At 41.8% G+C, this 13,734-nt stretch carries 14 protein-coding genes; 7 read left to right on the forward strand and 7 right to left on the reverse strand.

Going from position 1 to position 13,734, the window contains the following annotated elements; all coding sequences use genetic code 11:
• The first annotated feature begins 4 nt into the window (after positions 1 to 4).
• The 4 genes from PTT44_RS00230 (at position 5) to erpA (ending at position 3,967) form a co-directional block, all read left to right on the forward strand.
• Positions 5 to 1,015 (forward strand): putative solute-binding protein, encoded by a 1,011-nt coding sequence (locus tag PTT44_RS00230; RefSeq protein WP_273795502.1) that lies wholly within the window; start codon positions 5 to 7, stop codon positions 1,013 to 1,015.
• A 254-nt stretch (positions 1,016 to 1,269) separates the two neighbouring features.
• Positions 1,270 to 2,280, forward strand: a complete 1,011-nt coding sequence (locus tag PTT44_RS00235; RefSeq protein ID WP_125281102.1) for a putative solute-binding protein — start codon at positions 1,270 to 1,272, stop codon at positions 2,278 to 2,280.
• A gap of 231 nt (positions 2,281 to 2,511) precedes the next feature.
• On the forward strand, positions 2,512 to 3,513 hold the full coding sequence (locus tag PTT44_RS00240; RefSeq protein ID WP_435781945.1) for a putative solute-binding protein: 1,002 nt from the start codon (positions 2,512 to 2,514) through the stop codon (positions 3,511 to 3,513).
• Between the two features lie 118 nt (positions 3,514 to 3,631).
• Positions 3,632 to 3,967 (forward strand): iron-sulfur cluster insertion protein ErpA, encoded by a 336-nt coding sequence (gene erpA / locus PTT44_RS00245; protein ID WP_004697409.1) that lies wholly within the window; start codon positions 3,632 to 3,634, stop codon positions 3,965 to 3,967.
• 60 nt (positions 3,968 to 4,027) lie between these two features.
• On the opposite strand, the gene PTT44_RS00250 is transcribed toward erpA, so the two are convergent.
• From PTT44_RS00250 to grpE, 5 genes are all read right to left on the reverse strand, one after another.
• A complete protein-coding gene (locus PTT44_RS00250) occupies positions 4,028 to 4,402 on the reverse strand; it encodes a hypothetical protein (RefSeq protein WP_005401765.1) in 375 nt (124 codons plus the stop codon).
• A gap of 115 nt (positions 4,403 to 4,517) precedes the next feature.
• Positions 4,518 to 5,429: a matrixin family metalloprotease gene (locus PTT44_RS00255; protein ID WP_168159889.1), complete on the reverse strand. Its 912-nt coding sequence runs from the start codon at positions 5,427 to 5,429 to the stop codon at positions 4,518 to 4,520.
• 82 nt (positions 5,430 to 5,511) lie between these two features.
• A complete protein-coding gene (blaOXA, locus tag PTT44_RS00260; protein WP_168159888.1) occupies positions 5,512 to 6,336 on the reverse strand; it encodes an OXA-211 family carbapenem-hydrolyzing class D beta-lactamase in 825 nt (274 codons plus the stop codon).
• A 114-nt stretch (positions 6,337 to 6,450) separates the two neighbouring features.
• A complete protein-coding gene (dnaK, locus tag PTT44_RS00265) occupies positions 6,451 to 8,391 on the reverse strand; it encodes a molecular chaperone DnaK (RefSeq protein ID WP_062031141.1) in 1,941 nt (646 codons plus the stop codon).
• Between the two features lie 119 nt (positions 8,392 to 8,510).
• Positions 8,511 to 9,059: a nucleotide exchange factor GrpE gene (gene grpE / locus PTT44_RS00270; protein ID WP_168159922.1), complete on the reverse strand. Its 549-nt coding sequence runs from the start codon at positions 9,057 to 9,059 to the stop codon at positions 8,511 to 8,513.
• Positions 9,060 to 9,983: 924 nt separating this feature from the next.
• Between grpE and PTT44_RS00275 the strand changes: the two genes are divergently transcribed.
• A complete protein-coding gene (locus PTT44_RS00275) occupies positions 9,984 to 10,211 on the forward strand; it encodes a hypothetical protein (RefSeq protein ID WP_004697397.1) in 228 nt (75 codons plus the stop codon).
• Positions 10,212 to 10,346: 135 nt separating this feature from the next.
• Here PTT44_RS00275 and PTT44_RS00280 read toward each other — a convergent pair whose 3' ends face one another.
• The gene (locus PTT44_RS00280; RefSeq protein ID WP_168159887.1) at positions 10,347 to 10,883 is read right to left on the reverse strand and encodes a hypothetical protein; all 537 of its coding nucleotides are present in this window, start codon (positions 10,881 to 10,883) and stop codon (positions 10,347 to 10,349) included.
• Positions 10,884 to 11,081: 198 nt separating this feature from the next.
• Between PTT44_RS00280 and PTT44_RS00285 the strand changes: the two genes are divergently transcribed.
• Entirely contained in the window at positions 11,082 to 12,155 is a 1,074-nt protein-coding gene (locus PTT44_RS00285; protein ID WP_168159886.1) for an alpha/beta hydrolase, read from the forward strand.
• Between the two features lie 47 nt (positions 12,156 to 12,202).
• On the opposite strand, the gene PTT44_RS00290 is transcribed toward PTT44_RS00285, so the two are convergent.
• Entirely contained in the window at positions 12,203 to 12,871 is a 669-nt protein-coding gene (locus PTT44_RS00290) for an acetoacetate decarboxylase family protein (protein ID WP_168159885.1), read from the reverse strand.
• Positions 12,872 to 12,967: 96 nt separating this feature from the next.
• Here PTT44_RS00290 and PTT44_RS00295 point away from each other — a divergent pair, with 96 nt between their 5' ends.
• Complete coding sequence (locus PTT44_RS00295; RefSeq protein WP_168159884.1) at positions 12,968 to 13,537, forward strand: peptidylprolyl isomerase; 570 nt, start codon at positions 12,968 to 12,970, stop codon at positions 13,535 to 13,537.
• The last annotated feature ends 197 nt before the right edge of the window (positions 13,538 to 13,734 follow it).

Raw genomic sequence — 13,734 nt, forward strand, 5'->3', positions numbered from 1 at the left:
AATAATGAAAAGAAAAGGATTTTTTATTTTATCGACGCTAGCCCTGTGCGGCTTCTCAAGTATGGTGCAGGCGAAGCAGCAGGTCTGTGTCTTTGATTTACTGGGTAAAGCAGGGGAGTCTTATAAATTCTTAGAAGAATGGGCTTTGGTCAGTAAAAAATGGGGTGCACAAGTACAGTTGATTTCGTTTCAGGACGAAGACTTGGCCGATAAAGCCTTTCAAAATGATAAATGCGATGCGGTGTATATGACCTCAATGCGCGCGCGCACCTATAACAAGTTCGCAGGTTCGATTGATGCCTTAGGCGGAGTGCCAAGCAATAAAATTGCACAAAAGGCGGTGGAATATGTGTTGGATCCTAGAAATACCAAGCGCATGACCACCACATTACAAGGGGAAAGTTATGAAGTGGCAGGTATCGGCTTGATTGGTTCAGCCTATATTTTTGTAAAAGACCGAAGTCTGAATACCATCGAAAAAGCGCAAGGTAAAAAATTTGCCATCCTGCATTATGACCGGGCACAACGGGTGATGGTGGAGCGAGTGGGTGCTGTGCCTGTAATGTCGGATATTTCCAACTTTATAAAAAAGTTTAATACGGGCGAAGTCGATGTGGTTGCTGCACCTGCATATGCCTATAAACCCTTAGAAATTGAAAAAGGTCTAGGCTCTAAAGGGGCTATGCTTAACTTTCCCGTAGTCAATGTCACTGCAGATTTAATTGTCAGACCCGAGCGTTTTCCTGCTCAATTTGGCGAGCAATCACGGCAATGGTTTTTGCAAAAAATTCCGCAATCCTTTGCTATGGTGCAGCGATTGGAAGCTGCCATTCCCAGTAAAATCAAAATGCAACTCAGCAAGGAAGACAAAGAAAAATATCAGCGCTTGCTAAGGGAAGGGCGCATTGATTTAACCAAACAAGGGGTCTATGACCCAGGGATGATGCGCGTGTTGAAAAAAGCCCGCTGTACGGTTGAACGCACCAATTTTGAATGTTCATTGGGCGGTGAATAAGGTGAAAATCTGTATTTCTTTGTAATATTAAGCATCATTCATGTAAAACGGATGATGCAGGATTTTTATTTTAATGTGATGAATTTAAAATGCTTTTACTAATCCTGTGAAAATAAAAAAGAGAGAAAAGAAAAAAATTTGCCCAATTGACAGTAATTTTTGAGTAAATGCTCTATTTTTTTAATTTTAACTTGCTTAATATTTTGCATGTGTATGGACACCTGTCAAACAACAAAACGAACAAGGACACAAGAATGAAAAAATTAACCCTCGCACTCGCTGCTTTTTCTGCTTTGGGTGTAGCGTCGACAGCACAAGCGGCCAAAGTGGACATCTGTGTATTTGACTTGCTTGGCAAATCTGGTGAGTCGTATCAAATGGCGCAAGAATGGGCTTTGGCGGCAAAAGGCTGGGGAGCTGAAATTAATTTAATCCCTCGTCAGGATGAAGCCGTTGCCGACAACGACTTTAAAGCAGGCAAGTGTGATGGCGTGTTTATGACCGCTATGCGTGCACGCCAGTACAATAAATTTGTCGGTTCTATTGATGCATTGGGCGGAGCGCCAAGCAATGCCATTGCACAACGTGCGATTACTTTTGCATTGGATCAGCGTAATGCAGCAAAAATGGTGACCAATCTTAGCGGTAAAAAATACGAAGTGGCAGGGATTGCGCCTTTAGGTTCGGCTTTTATTTTTGTACGAGATAAAAGTATTAATTCCATTGAAAAAGCGGCAGGTAAAAAGTTTGCAGTCTTGGGCTATGACGATGCCCAAAAAATCATGGTGCAACGTGTCGGTGCGCAAGCGGTGATTTCCGATGTGTCTAACTTTGTGGCGAAGTTTAATAATGGTCAAGTTGATATGGTCGGCGCACCTGCTTATGCCTATAAGCCCCTAGAAATTTATAAAGGTTTAGGCACGAACGGCGCCATGTTTAACTTCCCTGTACTACAAGTGACAGCTGACTTTGTGATTCGCCCAGATCAATTCCCCGCAGGCTTTGGACAAAAATCGCGAGATTGGTTTGTGAAAAACCTACCGAAAAGCATCGCGATGATTGGTCGTTTAGAAGCAGGCATTCCTGCAAAATACAAAATGAACCTCACAGCAGAAGACAAAACCAAATATCAAAAAATGCTGCGTGATGGTCGGATGGATATGACCAAACGAGGCATTTATGATCCAGCAATGATGTCGGTGTTGAAAAAAGCCCGTTGCTCGGTGGATAAAGCCAACTTTGAATGCTCACTGGGTGGTGAGTAATTTGCCGAGTGTAATCAAAGAAAGCTCAGTTTAATTGGGCTTTCTTTTTTTGCTTTTAAACGACCGATTTAATTGGTCTTGATGCCGCTAATTTATATAGCGCGTAGGAAATGAGTGGTTTTGAACCGAGTGAAGTGTCAGTCGGGACATTAAAAAATAACAAAGAGCACGAGTGAATGGCTCATCACAATAAACAACAATAAGTCAAAAGGAAGATACATGAAACAGTGGATGAAAAGCCTCAGTATCGGGACATTAGTCATTTCTGCAACAGCGATGGCACAGGCCAAACAAGTGGTTTGTGTATTCGACTTAGTCGGTAAAAATGGTGATGTCTATAGTTTGATGAAAGATTATCAGTTGGCGGCTAAAAACTGGGGCACGGATATTGAACTGCGGGTCGGACAAAACGAAGCCGTGATTGCTGAGGATTTTAAAGCAGGAAAATGCGATGCCATTAGTGTTACAGGCATGCGCGGGCGTCAATTTAATTCGTTTACAGGCTCACTCGACGCAATTGGTGCGATTCCCGATCTCAATTTAGCGGTTAAAGTGATGCAAGGCTTGGCCAGCCCAACTTTTGCTAAACATATGGTCAATGGCAAGTATGAAGTGGCAGGTGTGATTCCTGTGGGGGATGCCTTTTTATTGGTGAATGACCGTAGCATCAATACCGTAGCAAAAGCCGCAGGCAAGAAAATTGCGGTTTTAGACTATGACCAAGCACAAAAAGTCATGGTTCAACAAATTGGTGCGCAAGCTGTGAGTGCCGATGTCACGAACTTTGGTGCAAAGTTCAATAACGGTCAAGTCGACATTATTGGTGCGCCTGCAGCGGTTTTTAAGCCCTTAGAGTTACATAAAGGCTTGGGGACGAAAGGGGCGATTGTAAATTATCCGATTTTACAGGTCACAGGCAATATTATCATTCGTCCGGATAAATTCCCTGCAGGTTATGGGCAAAAATCACGGGAATGGGTCAAAGGCCAGCTGCCGCGTGCATTCGGTATTTTGGGTAAAATGAAAGCTGAAATTCCGCAAAAATATTGGATGCAGGTGCCCGCTGCAGATCAACCCGGTTATCAAAAGATGATGCGGGAAGCACGAATTGATCTCACCAACCGCGGTATTTACGATAAGCGAATGATGAAACTGTTATGGCAATTCCGTTGTAAGCAAGCGGCGAAAAACTTTGAATGTGGACTACAGGATGAAAATTACAAACAATCTTGAGAAAATTAGTCTGATTTGACTTTAAATATTCAAATAGGGCTCATATATTGAGTATGCTATACTCGAAATATGGTCTTTTTGATTTGAAAGACAGCTGAACCGAACTGAGGAATCTAAGATGAATGCCCAAGCACTTGAACTAAGCGACAATGCCGCAAATAAAGTACGTCAATTACGTGACAGTGAAGGTAATCAAGATTTAATGCTTCGTGTATATGTCACGGGCGGTGGTTGTTCAGGTTTTTCTTATGGTTTTAACTTTGCTGAAAACCAAAATGAAGACGACGCAGAATTTATCAATGGTGATGTGAAAATGTTGGTTGACTCATTGAGTTATCAATATTTGGTCGGTTCAGTGGTGGATTATATTGAAGGTTTAGAAGGTTCACGTTTCATCGTGCAAAACCCAAATGCAACAACGACCTGTGGTTGTGGTTCATCTTTCTCGATCTAAGCCTGATCTGATTAAAAAAGCCCTCATGATGAGGGCTTTTTTATGTGCAATCATTTACTTTCAATCGAGTTTAATTGCATCGAGTAAGTCAAAAATAATCGTGGTAACATCTTGGCTTAAGTCACGGTTATTAAAAACTTCATAGGCAGTAATGGTGACATCGGTGTCACTCGGTAACAGTTTCTGTTCTTCTTCGATCAAGTCATTGATCGGTAAAAGCGTCTGTTTCACTTCCAGATGTAAAACATCCTTAAACTCTAAATTTTCATCTTCAAGTTCTAACAGCTGCTCATTAAAATAGGGCAATAGAATAGAATGGAGATAAGGTTGAATCTCAACAATATCAAAGATTTCGATATCACGAGTTTCTTCAATCGTACTGATGTGGTCATTTACTTCGATTAAGATATGGTAGTAACTCACATTCGTCTCCAAAGCTTCTAGTGGATATTCAATTATTTACAATAACATGAACCCGAGTCAAGATGTGCTGTGATTGTATTTCATACACATATTGAAATTAGGTAATTATTTTTAGCAATCCATCACTTCAACGGGCATTAAACAACGCAATATCGGCACTTTGTAAACGAAAATGCTGGATGTCTTGCTCTTCTAGCATTGGGTACATCAGGGCTTTCGGATCATTATGATGTTTCATGCCGAGGGCATGGCCAAATTCATGTGCTAAAGTCAGACGTAAGTCTTCTTTGGACTCAAACTCATAAATATGAATTTCACGCCCATTGAACAGTCCTTTATCAAATAAACGGGGTTGAAAGCGCTGGTTGAACTGGTCGATGGCCAGATTGTGACCTTGATCCAAACGGTTCAGCTCATCTATCTTTTGGTTGTAGGCATTCACTTGCAGATTAAAGCTGGCAATTTGTTGGTCTAAAACGTGTTGCTGTTGATGCAGCTGCGCCAAACTCTGTTGTACGGCCGCTTGCTGCGAAGCAGGAACTCCGCCGTGCTGGTTATACTGACGGATCATGGCATTATAGTTTTGGCTAAGTTCTTGTAGACTCTGTTTTTGCACATCTAAGGCCCCTGAGTGACGTGCCAGATTTTGTTGCATGGCTTTGAGTTCATTATTTTTTTGACTCAGCCCGTGTTCATTTTGTGTCAGTTTAGACAGTTGATCGCGGCGTTGTAACGACTCATCTTGACGCTGGTCATAAATGAGTCGAATACTGAGCCGAGCATTAGGGTCATAGACAAAGTAGTCTTGGCCCAAACCCTGTTTCCAAATGTCCGTGGCTTGCTGGCTAATCTGCTTTAACTCATGTTCACTAAGAGCAAAACGTGGATCGACTTCCGCAATACGATAGCGAATACGCTGATCGAAAGGATGGGTGAGCCGATCCAGCAGTGGGTTGAGACGCAGCTGGGGCTGTTGTATATTTTGATACAGAATCAACCCTAAAAAGCCCAGTAAAGCAAACAAGAGACTTTGACGCATATTTCTTCATATATCTTTATTTTTAGCTACTTTAGCGTAAATAATACCTTTGCAACATAAAAAATGCGTCTTCTTTGTGGGTTTAAATTATTCCCAACGCTGTCAGACTTTGTTTGACCAGTTGCTCACGCACGCTAGCTGAAATCCCTGTTTTCATATGCATATTCAAAGCAAAATACACTTTTTCACCTGTTGCTGTTTCGACCCAGCCTGTCCACCAGCCCACTTGCGGTTCTAGGTCCATGCCCCAGCCTGATTTTGCATAGAGTTTATAATTCGGTTTTTGTTCAATCAGCAGCATGTCTTGTACGGTATGTTGCACATCTGGCTTAAAAGCGAGTTGTATATTGGCCAGCTTCTCTACAAAAAGGACTTCTTGAACAGGCGTAATTTGCAGTGGACCGACTAACCAAAAATTATCGACAACTGTGCCAATCTGTTGATTGCCATATCCAATGCGCTGCACTTCTTTTTTCATCAGGTCTAGGCCAATACGCCGTGCAAGCTCCTGATAAACGGGAACGGCAGATGCTTGCATGGCTTGCCCTAAAGTCATGTCTTTTTCCCAAGCAGGGAAGCTGCGCTTTTGACCATCCCATTTAAATACCTCGGTGCTGGTTGCTTTACCATGTTCTAGTCCGATTAAGGCATTCAGCATTTTAAAGGTAGAGGCGGGTACATAGGGTGTCTGAGCACGGCTCAAGTCATTGCCGTAGCTGTGTAAGCCATGTTTATCCTTAATGACAATCACCCCCGTGGTTTGGAGTTGATTGAAGGCTTGTTGGATCTGCTGCTGCGTGCTTTGCTGATGTTGGTTTTTAGCTGTTTCTACGGAGGGGCTTATTGTGGTACATGCAGAACCGAAGGTAGTAATGAGGACGATGAGGCACAACTGTACAGTTTTCATTGAAGGCTGAGATCTAAATTTTTTATCAGCCTAATGTAAAAGTGGAATGTGAAACAACAATATTTAGGTAATAAAAAACCGCGCTTTCGCGCGGTTTTTTATTAAAGAGACAAATTATTTTTTGTCATCTTTTACTTCAGTGAACTCAGCATCTACAACGCCATCGTCCGCTTTTTGTTGTTGACCAGCGTCACCACCGAATGCATTCGGGTCGAACCCTTCAGCACCGCCTTGACCTTGAGCAGCTTCATAAGCGCGTTGCGTGATCGGCATGATGATGTTTTGAAGTGCTTCAGTTTTCGCTTTGATGTCTTCTACATCATTTTCTTTGGTCGAAGTTTCAAGCTCAGCGACTGCAGTTTCAACAGCAGTTTTTTCGTCAGCAGTTACTTGCTCGCCTAGATCTTTCACTGCTTTTTGAGCAGAAGATACCAATGCATCCGCTTCGTTACGTGCTTTCGCAAGTTCTTCGAACTTACGATCTTCTTCAGCATTTGCTTCAGCATCTTTGATCATTGCTTCGATTTCAGCATCAGACAAACCTGAGTTTGCTTTAATCTGGATAGATTGCTCTTTGCCAGTGCTCTTATCTTTAGCCGATACTTTTAAGATACCGTCAGCGTTAATGTCGAACGATACTTCAATTTGTGGCACGCCACGTGGAGCAGGTGGAATGTCGCCCAATTGGAAGTTACCCAACAATTTGTTTTGCTGTGCCATTTTACGTTCACCTTGGAACACAGAAATGTCTACAGCAGGTTGGTTGTCCGCAGCAGTTGAGAACACTTGAGATTTCTTCGCAGGAATCGTGGTGTTTTTCTCAATAATTGCTGTTAACACGCCACCCATGGTTTCGATACCAAGTGTCAACGGCGTCACGTCAAGAAGAAGTACGTCAGTTTTGTCACCAGACAATACCGCACCTTGAATCGCAGCACCCATTGCTACCGCTTCGTCAGGGTTCACGTCTTTACGTGGCTCACGACCGAAGAACTCTTGTACTTTTTGTTGTACAAGTGGCATACGAGACTGACCACCCACCAAGATCACATCAGAAATCTCAGACGTTGAAAGACCTGCATCTTTAAGTGCAATACGGCAAGGTTCGATGGTACGTTCAACCAAATCAGCCACTAAACCTTCAAGTTTTGCACGCGTTACATTGATCACTAAATGTTTAGGACCAGTTGCGTCCGCCGTGATGTACGGCAAGTTAATTTCAGTTGCATTTGATGAAGAAAGCTCGATTTTTGCTTTCTCAGCAGCTTCTTTCAAACGTTGTAATGCGAGTGGATCTTGTTTCAAGTTGAAGTTTTGTTCTTTCTTGAACTCTTCAACCAAGAACTCGATTAAAGCGTTATCGAAGTCTTCACCGCCAAGGAAGGTATCACCGTTAGTCGACAATACTTCAATTTGTTGGTCGCCATCTAAGTCAGCGATTTCAATGATAGATACGTCAAAAGTACCACCACCTAAGTCATAAACCGCGATTTTACGGTCGCCTTCTTTTTTGTCCATACCGAACGCAAGTGCAGCAGCCGTTGGTTCGTTGATGATACGTTTAACTTCTAAACCTGCGATTTTACCCGCATCTTTGGTTGCTTGACGCTGCGCATCGTTAAAGTAAGCAGGAACAGTAATCACCGCTTCAGTAACCGTTTCACCTAAGTAATCTTCTGCTGTTTTCTTCATCTTTTTCAAGATTTCAGCAGAGATTTGTTGTGGTGCAAGTTTCTTGTCGTTTACATCAACCCAAGCATCGCCATTGTCTGCTTTGATGATTTTGTAAGGGACAAGACCGATGTCCTTTTGAACCGCTTGGTCTTGATACTTACGACCGATCAAACGTTTGATCGCGAATAATGTGTTTTTAGGGTTAGTTACTGCTTGACGTTTTGCAGACTGCCCCACCAAGATTTCGCCATCTTTATACGCAATAATCGATGGTGTTGTACGTGCACCTTCAGCGTTATCGATCACTTTAACTTTGTCGCCTTCAAGTACAGCGACACAAGAGTTTGTTGTACCTAAGTCAATACCAATGATTTTAGCCATTTGGATGATTCCTCAAAAATTTTTGCAATGTTTTTGCTTGTTATTCGATATGAGAGCCGTTCAATTTTTTTCAAGTGATAATGAAGAAAAAATTTTACAAACTCTCCAATTTATAGGGCTTATGCGCCAACCATGACCATTGCTGGACGGAGCAAACGACCATTTAAGGTATAACCTTTTTGCAATACCGTTCCGATCTCGTTGGCTTTTGCATTTGGATCAATCCCGACTGCTTGATGCAAGTCCGCATTGAAACCATTTGCTGTATCAACTGCAACCACACCAAATTTTTCCAGTGCAGTCAGTAACGATTTCAACGTCAGTTCCACACCTTCAAACATTGGTGTTTTTTCTTCACCTGATGCGCTAATGGCACGTTCTAAATTATCCACTGAGTCCAGTAACTCTTTTGCGAATTTTTCGAGAACGGTGTCTTTATGCTTATCGGATTCACGTTGAATACGCTCTACACTTTTTTGTGCTTCGTATACAGCATTTGCAGTGCGTGCTTTTTCAAGTTTTAAGCTTTCTTCAAGATTGGTAATTTGAGCTTGTAAATCCTCAACTGAAACTTCAGCTTGCTCCGTTTCAGCTTGAGTTTGCGCTGTTTGTGAATCCGCTTGCTCTTGCCCTAGATCTTGAGCTTCTTGATTGTGCTCAGTCGCCATTGATTTACTCCGTTTAAATGGGTTCTTAAACATGTACAGTCCTTCAGGCATCAGTGTTAACTGGGTTAATCTGAACTGCCATGCGTTATTGAATTCAGGATTACTACAAAAGGTCGGGGCAACAGCCAAAAATTCAAGCGGCTTCAGTGATTAATTCATGTATTTTTGATAAAAAATTGCTGAAATCAGGCTTTCTTAGTGCTTATTCTGTCCGAAGGTTCATTTCCAATCTGGCTTTAGTTTTTTGATGTTGAAAAAATCTAATCGTTACATTGAATTATTTTAATTAAATTTATCTGTTTTACTAATTTTTCGCTTAATCACATAATGAGTTCATCAGCGGTGATCATACTTTGTGGAGAGAGCAAAGTATGGTGACTGCGATCTATTTGGATAGCTTGGGGAAACCCTCCTAATTTAGAGATTTAGGTTTTTGAATAGTACGTCTCCCAAAAGTACTTTATTCAGTGTAAAGGTATAATGCTGTCAGAGTGATTCGAGCTTTGCGCTCAAAATTCGATTTTTAAGGCTGTGGTTTCTTTATTTTTATATGTTTTTTCGAGCTTAATCCGCCTTGGGTTAAGCTTTTTTTTGCTTAAAATTTAAAAATAACATTATTTAATCGTGTATCAGCATACAAGAGTTCTGCAATGCTGAAGAGTTGATGGGCTAAGCATAGAGTTCCTATTTATGCTGCTCACCGAAGAAAGAAATAATGCAGAATCAGCATATTAACTTGAGCTGCTGTGGAGATGTAGTGCTAAGGTGATATTTGTGCCCAATTAATAAAAAATTGCACAAGTTGTACTCGAGTCTGCAAAAACTACAACTCAGCACGTGTGTAAAAGTTTTCGGATTTGACAAAGATAGGCAGGGCAAAGTTTGGCTTTGCTATTTTTGTATGACGTAAAAGGAAATGAAAGAATGTTAAATAAGAAAACTGCATTATTGTCTCTAGCGCTTTTAGGTTCAGCATTTGCCATTGTGGGCTGTAGCTCAAATGAAACCAGTACTGCACCAGAGTCTGCTCAAGTGACCACGGCACCAGATGCAACAGCAACCGTTGAGGGAAGTGCTGGAGTCGAGGTTCAAGCAGATCCTGCGGCTCAGATTGAACCCATCCAATCTACACCTGCGACAACACAACAATAAAGCTTAAAAGAGAACTTCTCTTACATTCGCTTTGTTAAAGACCTTCACAGGATGCCGTGAAGGTCTTTTTTAGGGAGTAAATAACTCAAGCTGTTCAGCCGTGTTATTTCATCAGTCTGATGTGCGATGACGATTTTATCGTTCTTGACGTGAGTTATCCCAACCTTTGTTTTGATCGCGGCGTTGATCATCGGGACGTTGCTTGCGATCGTTATTGGATTGTTTGCGTCGATCTTCAGTTCGTTGACGCTCTTGCTCACGACGTTTGCGTTCGGCATTTTGTCGTTGATGACGCTCAGCATCATAGCGTTTACGTTCTTGGTTTAATCGCTCTTGATCACGCTTTTTCTGTTGCCAGTCTTGATGACGTTGATTAGCGATCCGTTTGCGCTCAGCTTCAATACGTTGCCGTTCTTGTTCGCGGTTTTGGCGTTCCCATTCAGCATGTCTTTGGCGGTTTCGGTCTGCCTCGCGACGTTCGCGTTCAATGTGGTTTTGTCGTTGTTGGTATTCCCAACGTTGGCGGTCTCGTTCACGTTCATAGCGATCATGCTGGTCGTAGCGTCGATCGTCATAATCATAGCGTCCGTCATAATAGCCATCCTCAGGAAAAGCCACACAACCAACAAACAAGGTGCTGATGAGCGAGAGGAATATTATTTTTTTAGTCATGGCAGGTCTCCTTCATAAAACGGAGTAGCAAAACACTCCTAAATCGGCATAAAAATTGTCAATGACAAGCTCTTAAAAGAAGATTAGCGTATAGGGCGTATTGCTATGTATCTTGATGTGAAGACTTATATAAGAGAATGGTCACATAAGTGCTGATCATGTAGAGAATATGAAGAACGATAAAAGGATATTATTGATATGGGCGTGTTGAATCAAACTTTACAACAATGGATGGAACAAGGCCAAGGCAGTGCGGCCCGAGTGATTGATCGCTTACCGACGGTAGCACAAGAAGGCTTGGTTAAAGCGCTGGGTTATCCTTACCAGTTTGAACAACTGGACCCCTTTATTAAATGCTTAATGGCAGCTCAATATAAGCAAGGCAAATCGGGCTTTATTTTTGAAGACTACCACCGTTCGCGTAAATTGTTTGATCATCAAATTCAAATGTTGACCGCCAAACCCAGTGCTGTAAAACAAGTGGAGGATTTACGTCTACCTTTACAAAGTGGAACTGTGTTTGCGCGGCATTATCATCCTGCACCGAATAAGAAACTTCCGATGCTGGTGTTTTATCATGGCGGCGGCTTCGTGGTCGGCAGTCTCGACAGTCATGATGAAGTCTGTCGCTTACTTGCAATCCATGCCAAAGTACAGGTGCTCAGTATTGATTATCCTTTGGCGCCAGAAGTTGGCCCGAATTTATTAATTCAATCTTGTGAAGATGCTTTGGCGTGGGTCTATCAAAACCGTCGTCAGTTCAAAATTTTGAAAAACCGAATTGCGGTGGCAGGCGATAGTGCTGGTGGTAATATCAGTGCCGTGGTGGCACAGCGAACTGCAGCAAAAGCTTATGCGCCAAGTGCACAACTGTTAATTTACCCCGTGGTCGATTTCAAAAGTCGCCATCCATCGTTCTTTGCTTATAAAGATGGACTGACCTTAACGGGGCAAGATGTCGATAGAGTGACGTCGTTGTATGCTGAACAACATCAGGTAGCTCTGGATGATCCTATTGTTTCGCCGACTTATGGCGTATTAAAAAGTGTCGCACCCGCTTTTGTCATCACCGCAGGTCATGATTTATTGCATGATGAAGGTGAAATTTATGCCATCAAATTAAAGCAGCAGGGCAATAAGGTTTATTATCAGAATTATCTAGATCAACCCCATGGGTTTGTGAACTTCACCATCATTTCTCGTCGGGCAAAAAAAATCACCATAGATATGGCAAAGGATTTTAGAAAATTTTGGGATAAGAATGCCAAATAAAAAAGCATGAATTTTAAAAAGAATGTTTCACGTGGAACATTCTTTTTTTATTTAGAGCGGATTTTGGCTTCTGGAAAAACGAGCTGAAAGCTCGGGACATAAAAACTTTGTAGAGCCTTGGCTTGGCCAAAGTCTGGAAAGAGAGTGGTATGGTTTTGCCATTCAAATTTTTTCAGTTTCATTAGCTTTGCGCGAAACTGTGGAGAAAACTCATAACGTTGACCTTGCCATGCTTGCTGTATTTTGAGCATAGAACGTGGAATGTGATGACTATTAATATAAAACGGACGTGCCTTTTTGCACTGGGTGAGTGTTAAACACAGGGTTTGGTCTTGAGTGCTGAGTTGACATTGTGTTGTTTCGTGCTGCGTATGCCAGTCAAACTGAGCGAACTCTTTCGGAATACCCCAAAGTTGTTGACCATGTTCAACTGAAATCTGTGTAGACACATAAATTTTAGGAATCGAACTTAAACGCCGTTTGCTCAGTAAAGGATGGTCGAGTAAAAGTAGTTCATCATAAGGTCCAACAGGGGATTGATGATAACGCACCAACATGACTTGAACCACACGACCAATCGGGGACGGGGCAATACGAAACGCTTTATATTGTCGAATAAATTGCGGACTAATCCAATAATTCAAAATAAAGGCTTCACCTTGTAAATGCCAAGGTGGAAATTGACTCAATTGAGACAGGGCTAAAGCTTCATTCATCGTTATTCTCGTTTTCTTAGAAGAAGTAGTGTTTTATTTATACTGAACGATTAATATACCGAAATCTAATAACATCTGAATGCTGTGAGTAACGAAATGTTAAAGAAGAGTTTAGTTGCAGTGGCGGCTACATGTATGAGTATGGCGGTCATGGCAAATAACACGATTGTTGAAATGAAAACATCAATGGGCAACATCGAAATTGAACTGTTTAATGATAAAGCACCCATCTCAGCAAAAAACTTTGAAGACTATACGAAAGCTAAGTTTTATAACGGCACGATCTTTCATCGCGTCATTCCGGGTTTCATGGTGCAAGGCGGGGGTATGACTGCGGACTTTGTAGAAAAGCCAACTCGACCAGCCATTCAAAATGAATCAAGCAATGGTTTATCGAATAAACGTGGCACTTTGGCGATGGCACGAACCAACCTACCGCATTCTGCAACCAGTCAGTTCTTTATTAATGTGGTGGATAATAACTTTCTAGATAGAAGTACCAATAACGCAGGTTATGCGGTTTTTGGTCAGGTTACTAAAGGTATGGATGTGGTGGATAAGATCACTAAAGTACCGACAGGACGTGCAGGGCCACATCAAGATGTACCGAAACAACCTGTTAAAATTCTCAGTGTGAATATTAAAGCAGCAGCAGTGCAAAAGTAATGAAAAAAGAGAGCAGAAATATTAAATTTATATTTTTGCTTTAAAATTATTGGGTTAGGTGTGTGACTGCATGTTTTTGAACCTTTTTAGTGCATAAAAATACAACACCCGATAAAACAACCAGTTAAAAGCACTTGCAAAGCTTTAGAAATCCTCTAGAATGCACCCCATACCGACGAGATAGACGGAAACGAACG

The organism is Acinetobacter sp. Gutcm_16 (genome assembly GCF_028649355.1).
GTDB lineage: Bacteria > Pseudomonadota > Gammaproteobacteria > Pseudomonadales > Moraxellaceae > Acinetobacter > Acinetobacter johnsonii.

What these genes read in the sequence shown, in the direction of transcription:
- PTT44_RS00285 (WP_168159886.1), top strand. Translation starts at nt 11,082, where the DNA reads ATGGGCGTGTTGAATCAAACTTTACAACAATGGATGGAACAAGGCCAA.
- blaOXA (WP_168159888.1), bottom strand. Translation starts at nt 6,336, where the DNA reads ATGAAAACTGTACAGTTGTGCCTCATCGTCCTCATTACTACCTTCGGT.
- PTT44_RS00290 (WP_168159885.1), bottom strand. Translation starts at nt 12,871, where the DNA reads ATGAATGAAGCTTTAGCCCTGTCTCAATTGAGTCAATTTCCACCTTGG.
- erpA (WP_004697409.1), top strand. Translation starts at nt 3,632, where the DNA reads ATGAATGCCCAAGCACTTGAACTAAGCGACAATGCCGCAAATAAAGTA.
- PTT44_RS00275 (WP_004697397.1), top strand. Translation starts at nt 9,984, where the DNA reads ATGTTAAATAAGAAAACTGCATTATTGTCTCTAGCGCTTTTAGGTTCA.
- PTT44_RS00230 (WP_273795502.1), top strand. Translation starts at nt 5, where the DNA reads ATGAAAAGAAAAGGATTTTTTATTTTATCGACGCTAGCCCTGTGCGGC.
- PTT44_RS00255 (WP_168159889.1), bottom strand. Translation starts at nt 5,429, where the DNA reads ATGCGTCAAAGTCTCTTGTTTGCTTTACTGGGCTTTTTAGGGTTGATT.
- PTT44_RS00295 (WP_168159884.1), top strand. Translation starts at nt 12,968, where the DNA reads ATGTTAAAGAAGAGTTTAGTTGCAGTGGCGGCTACATGTATGAGTATG.
- PTT44_RS00235 (WP_125281102.1), top strand. Translation starts at nt 1,270, where the DNA reads ATGAAAAAATTAACCCTCGCACTCGCTGCTTTTTCTGCTTTGGGTGTA.
- PTT44_RS00280 (WP_168159887.1), bottom strand. Translation starts at nt 10,883, where the DNA reads ATGACTAAAAAAATAATATTCCTCTCGCTCATCAGCACCTTGTTTGTT.
- dnaK (WP_062031141.1), bottom strand. Translation starts at nt 8,391, where the DNA reads ATGGCTAAAATCATTGGTATTGACTTAGGTACAACAAACTCTTGTGTC.
- grpE (WP_168159922.1), bottom strand. Translation starts at nt 9,059, where the DNA reads ATGGCGACTGAGCACAATCAAGAAGCTCAAGATCTAGGGCAAGAGCAA.
- PTT44_RS00240 (WP_435781945.1), top strand. Translation starts at nt 2,512, where the DNA reads ATGAAAAGCCTCAGTATCGGGACATTAGTCATTTCTGCAACAGCGATG.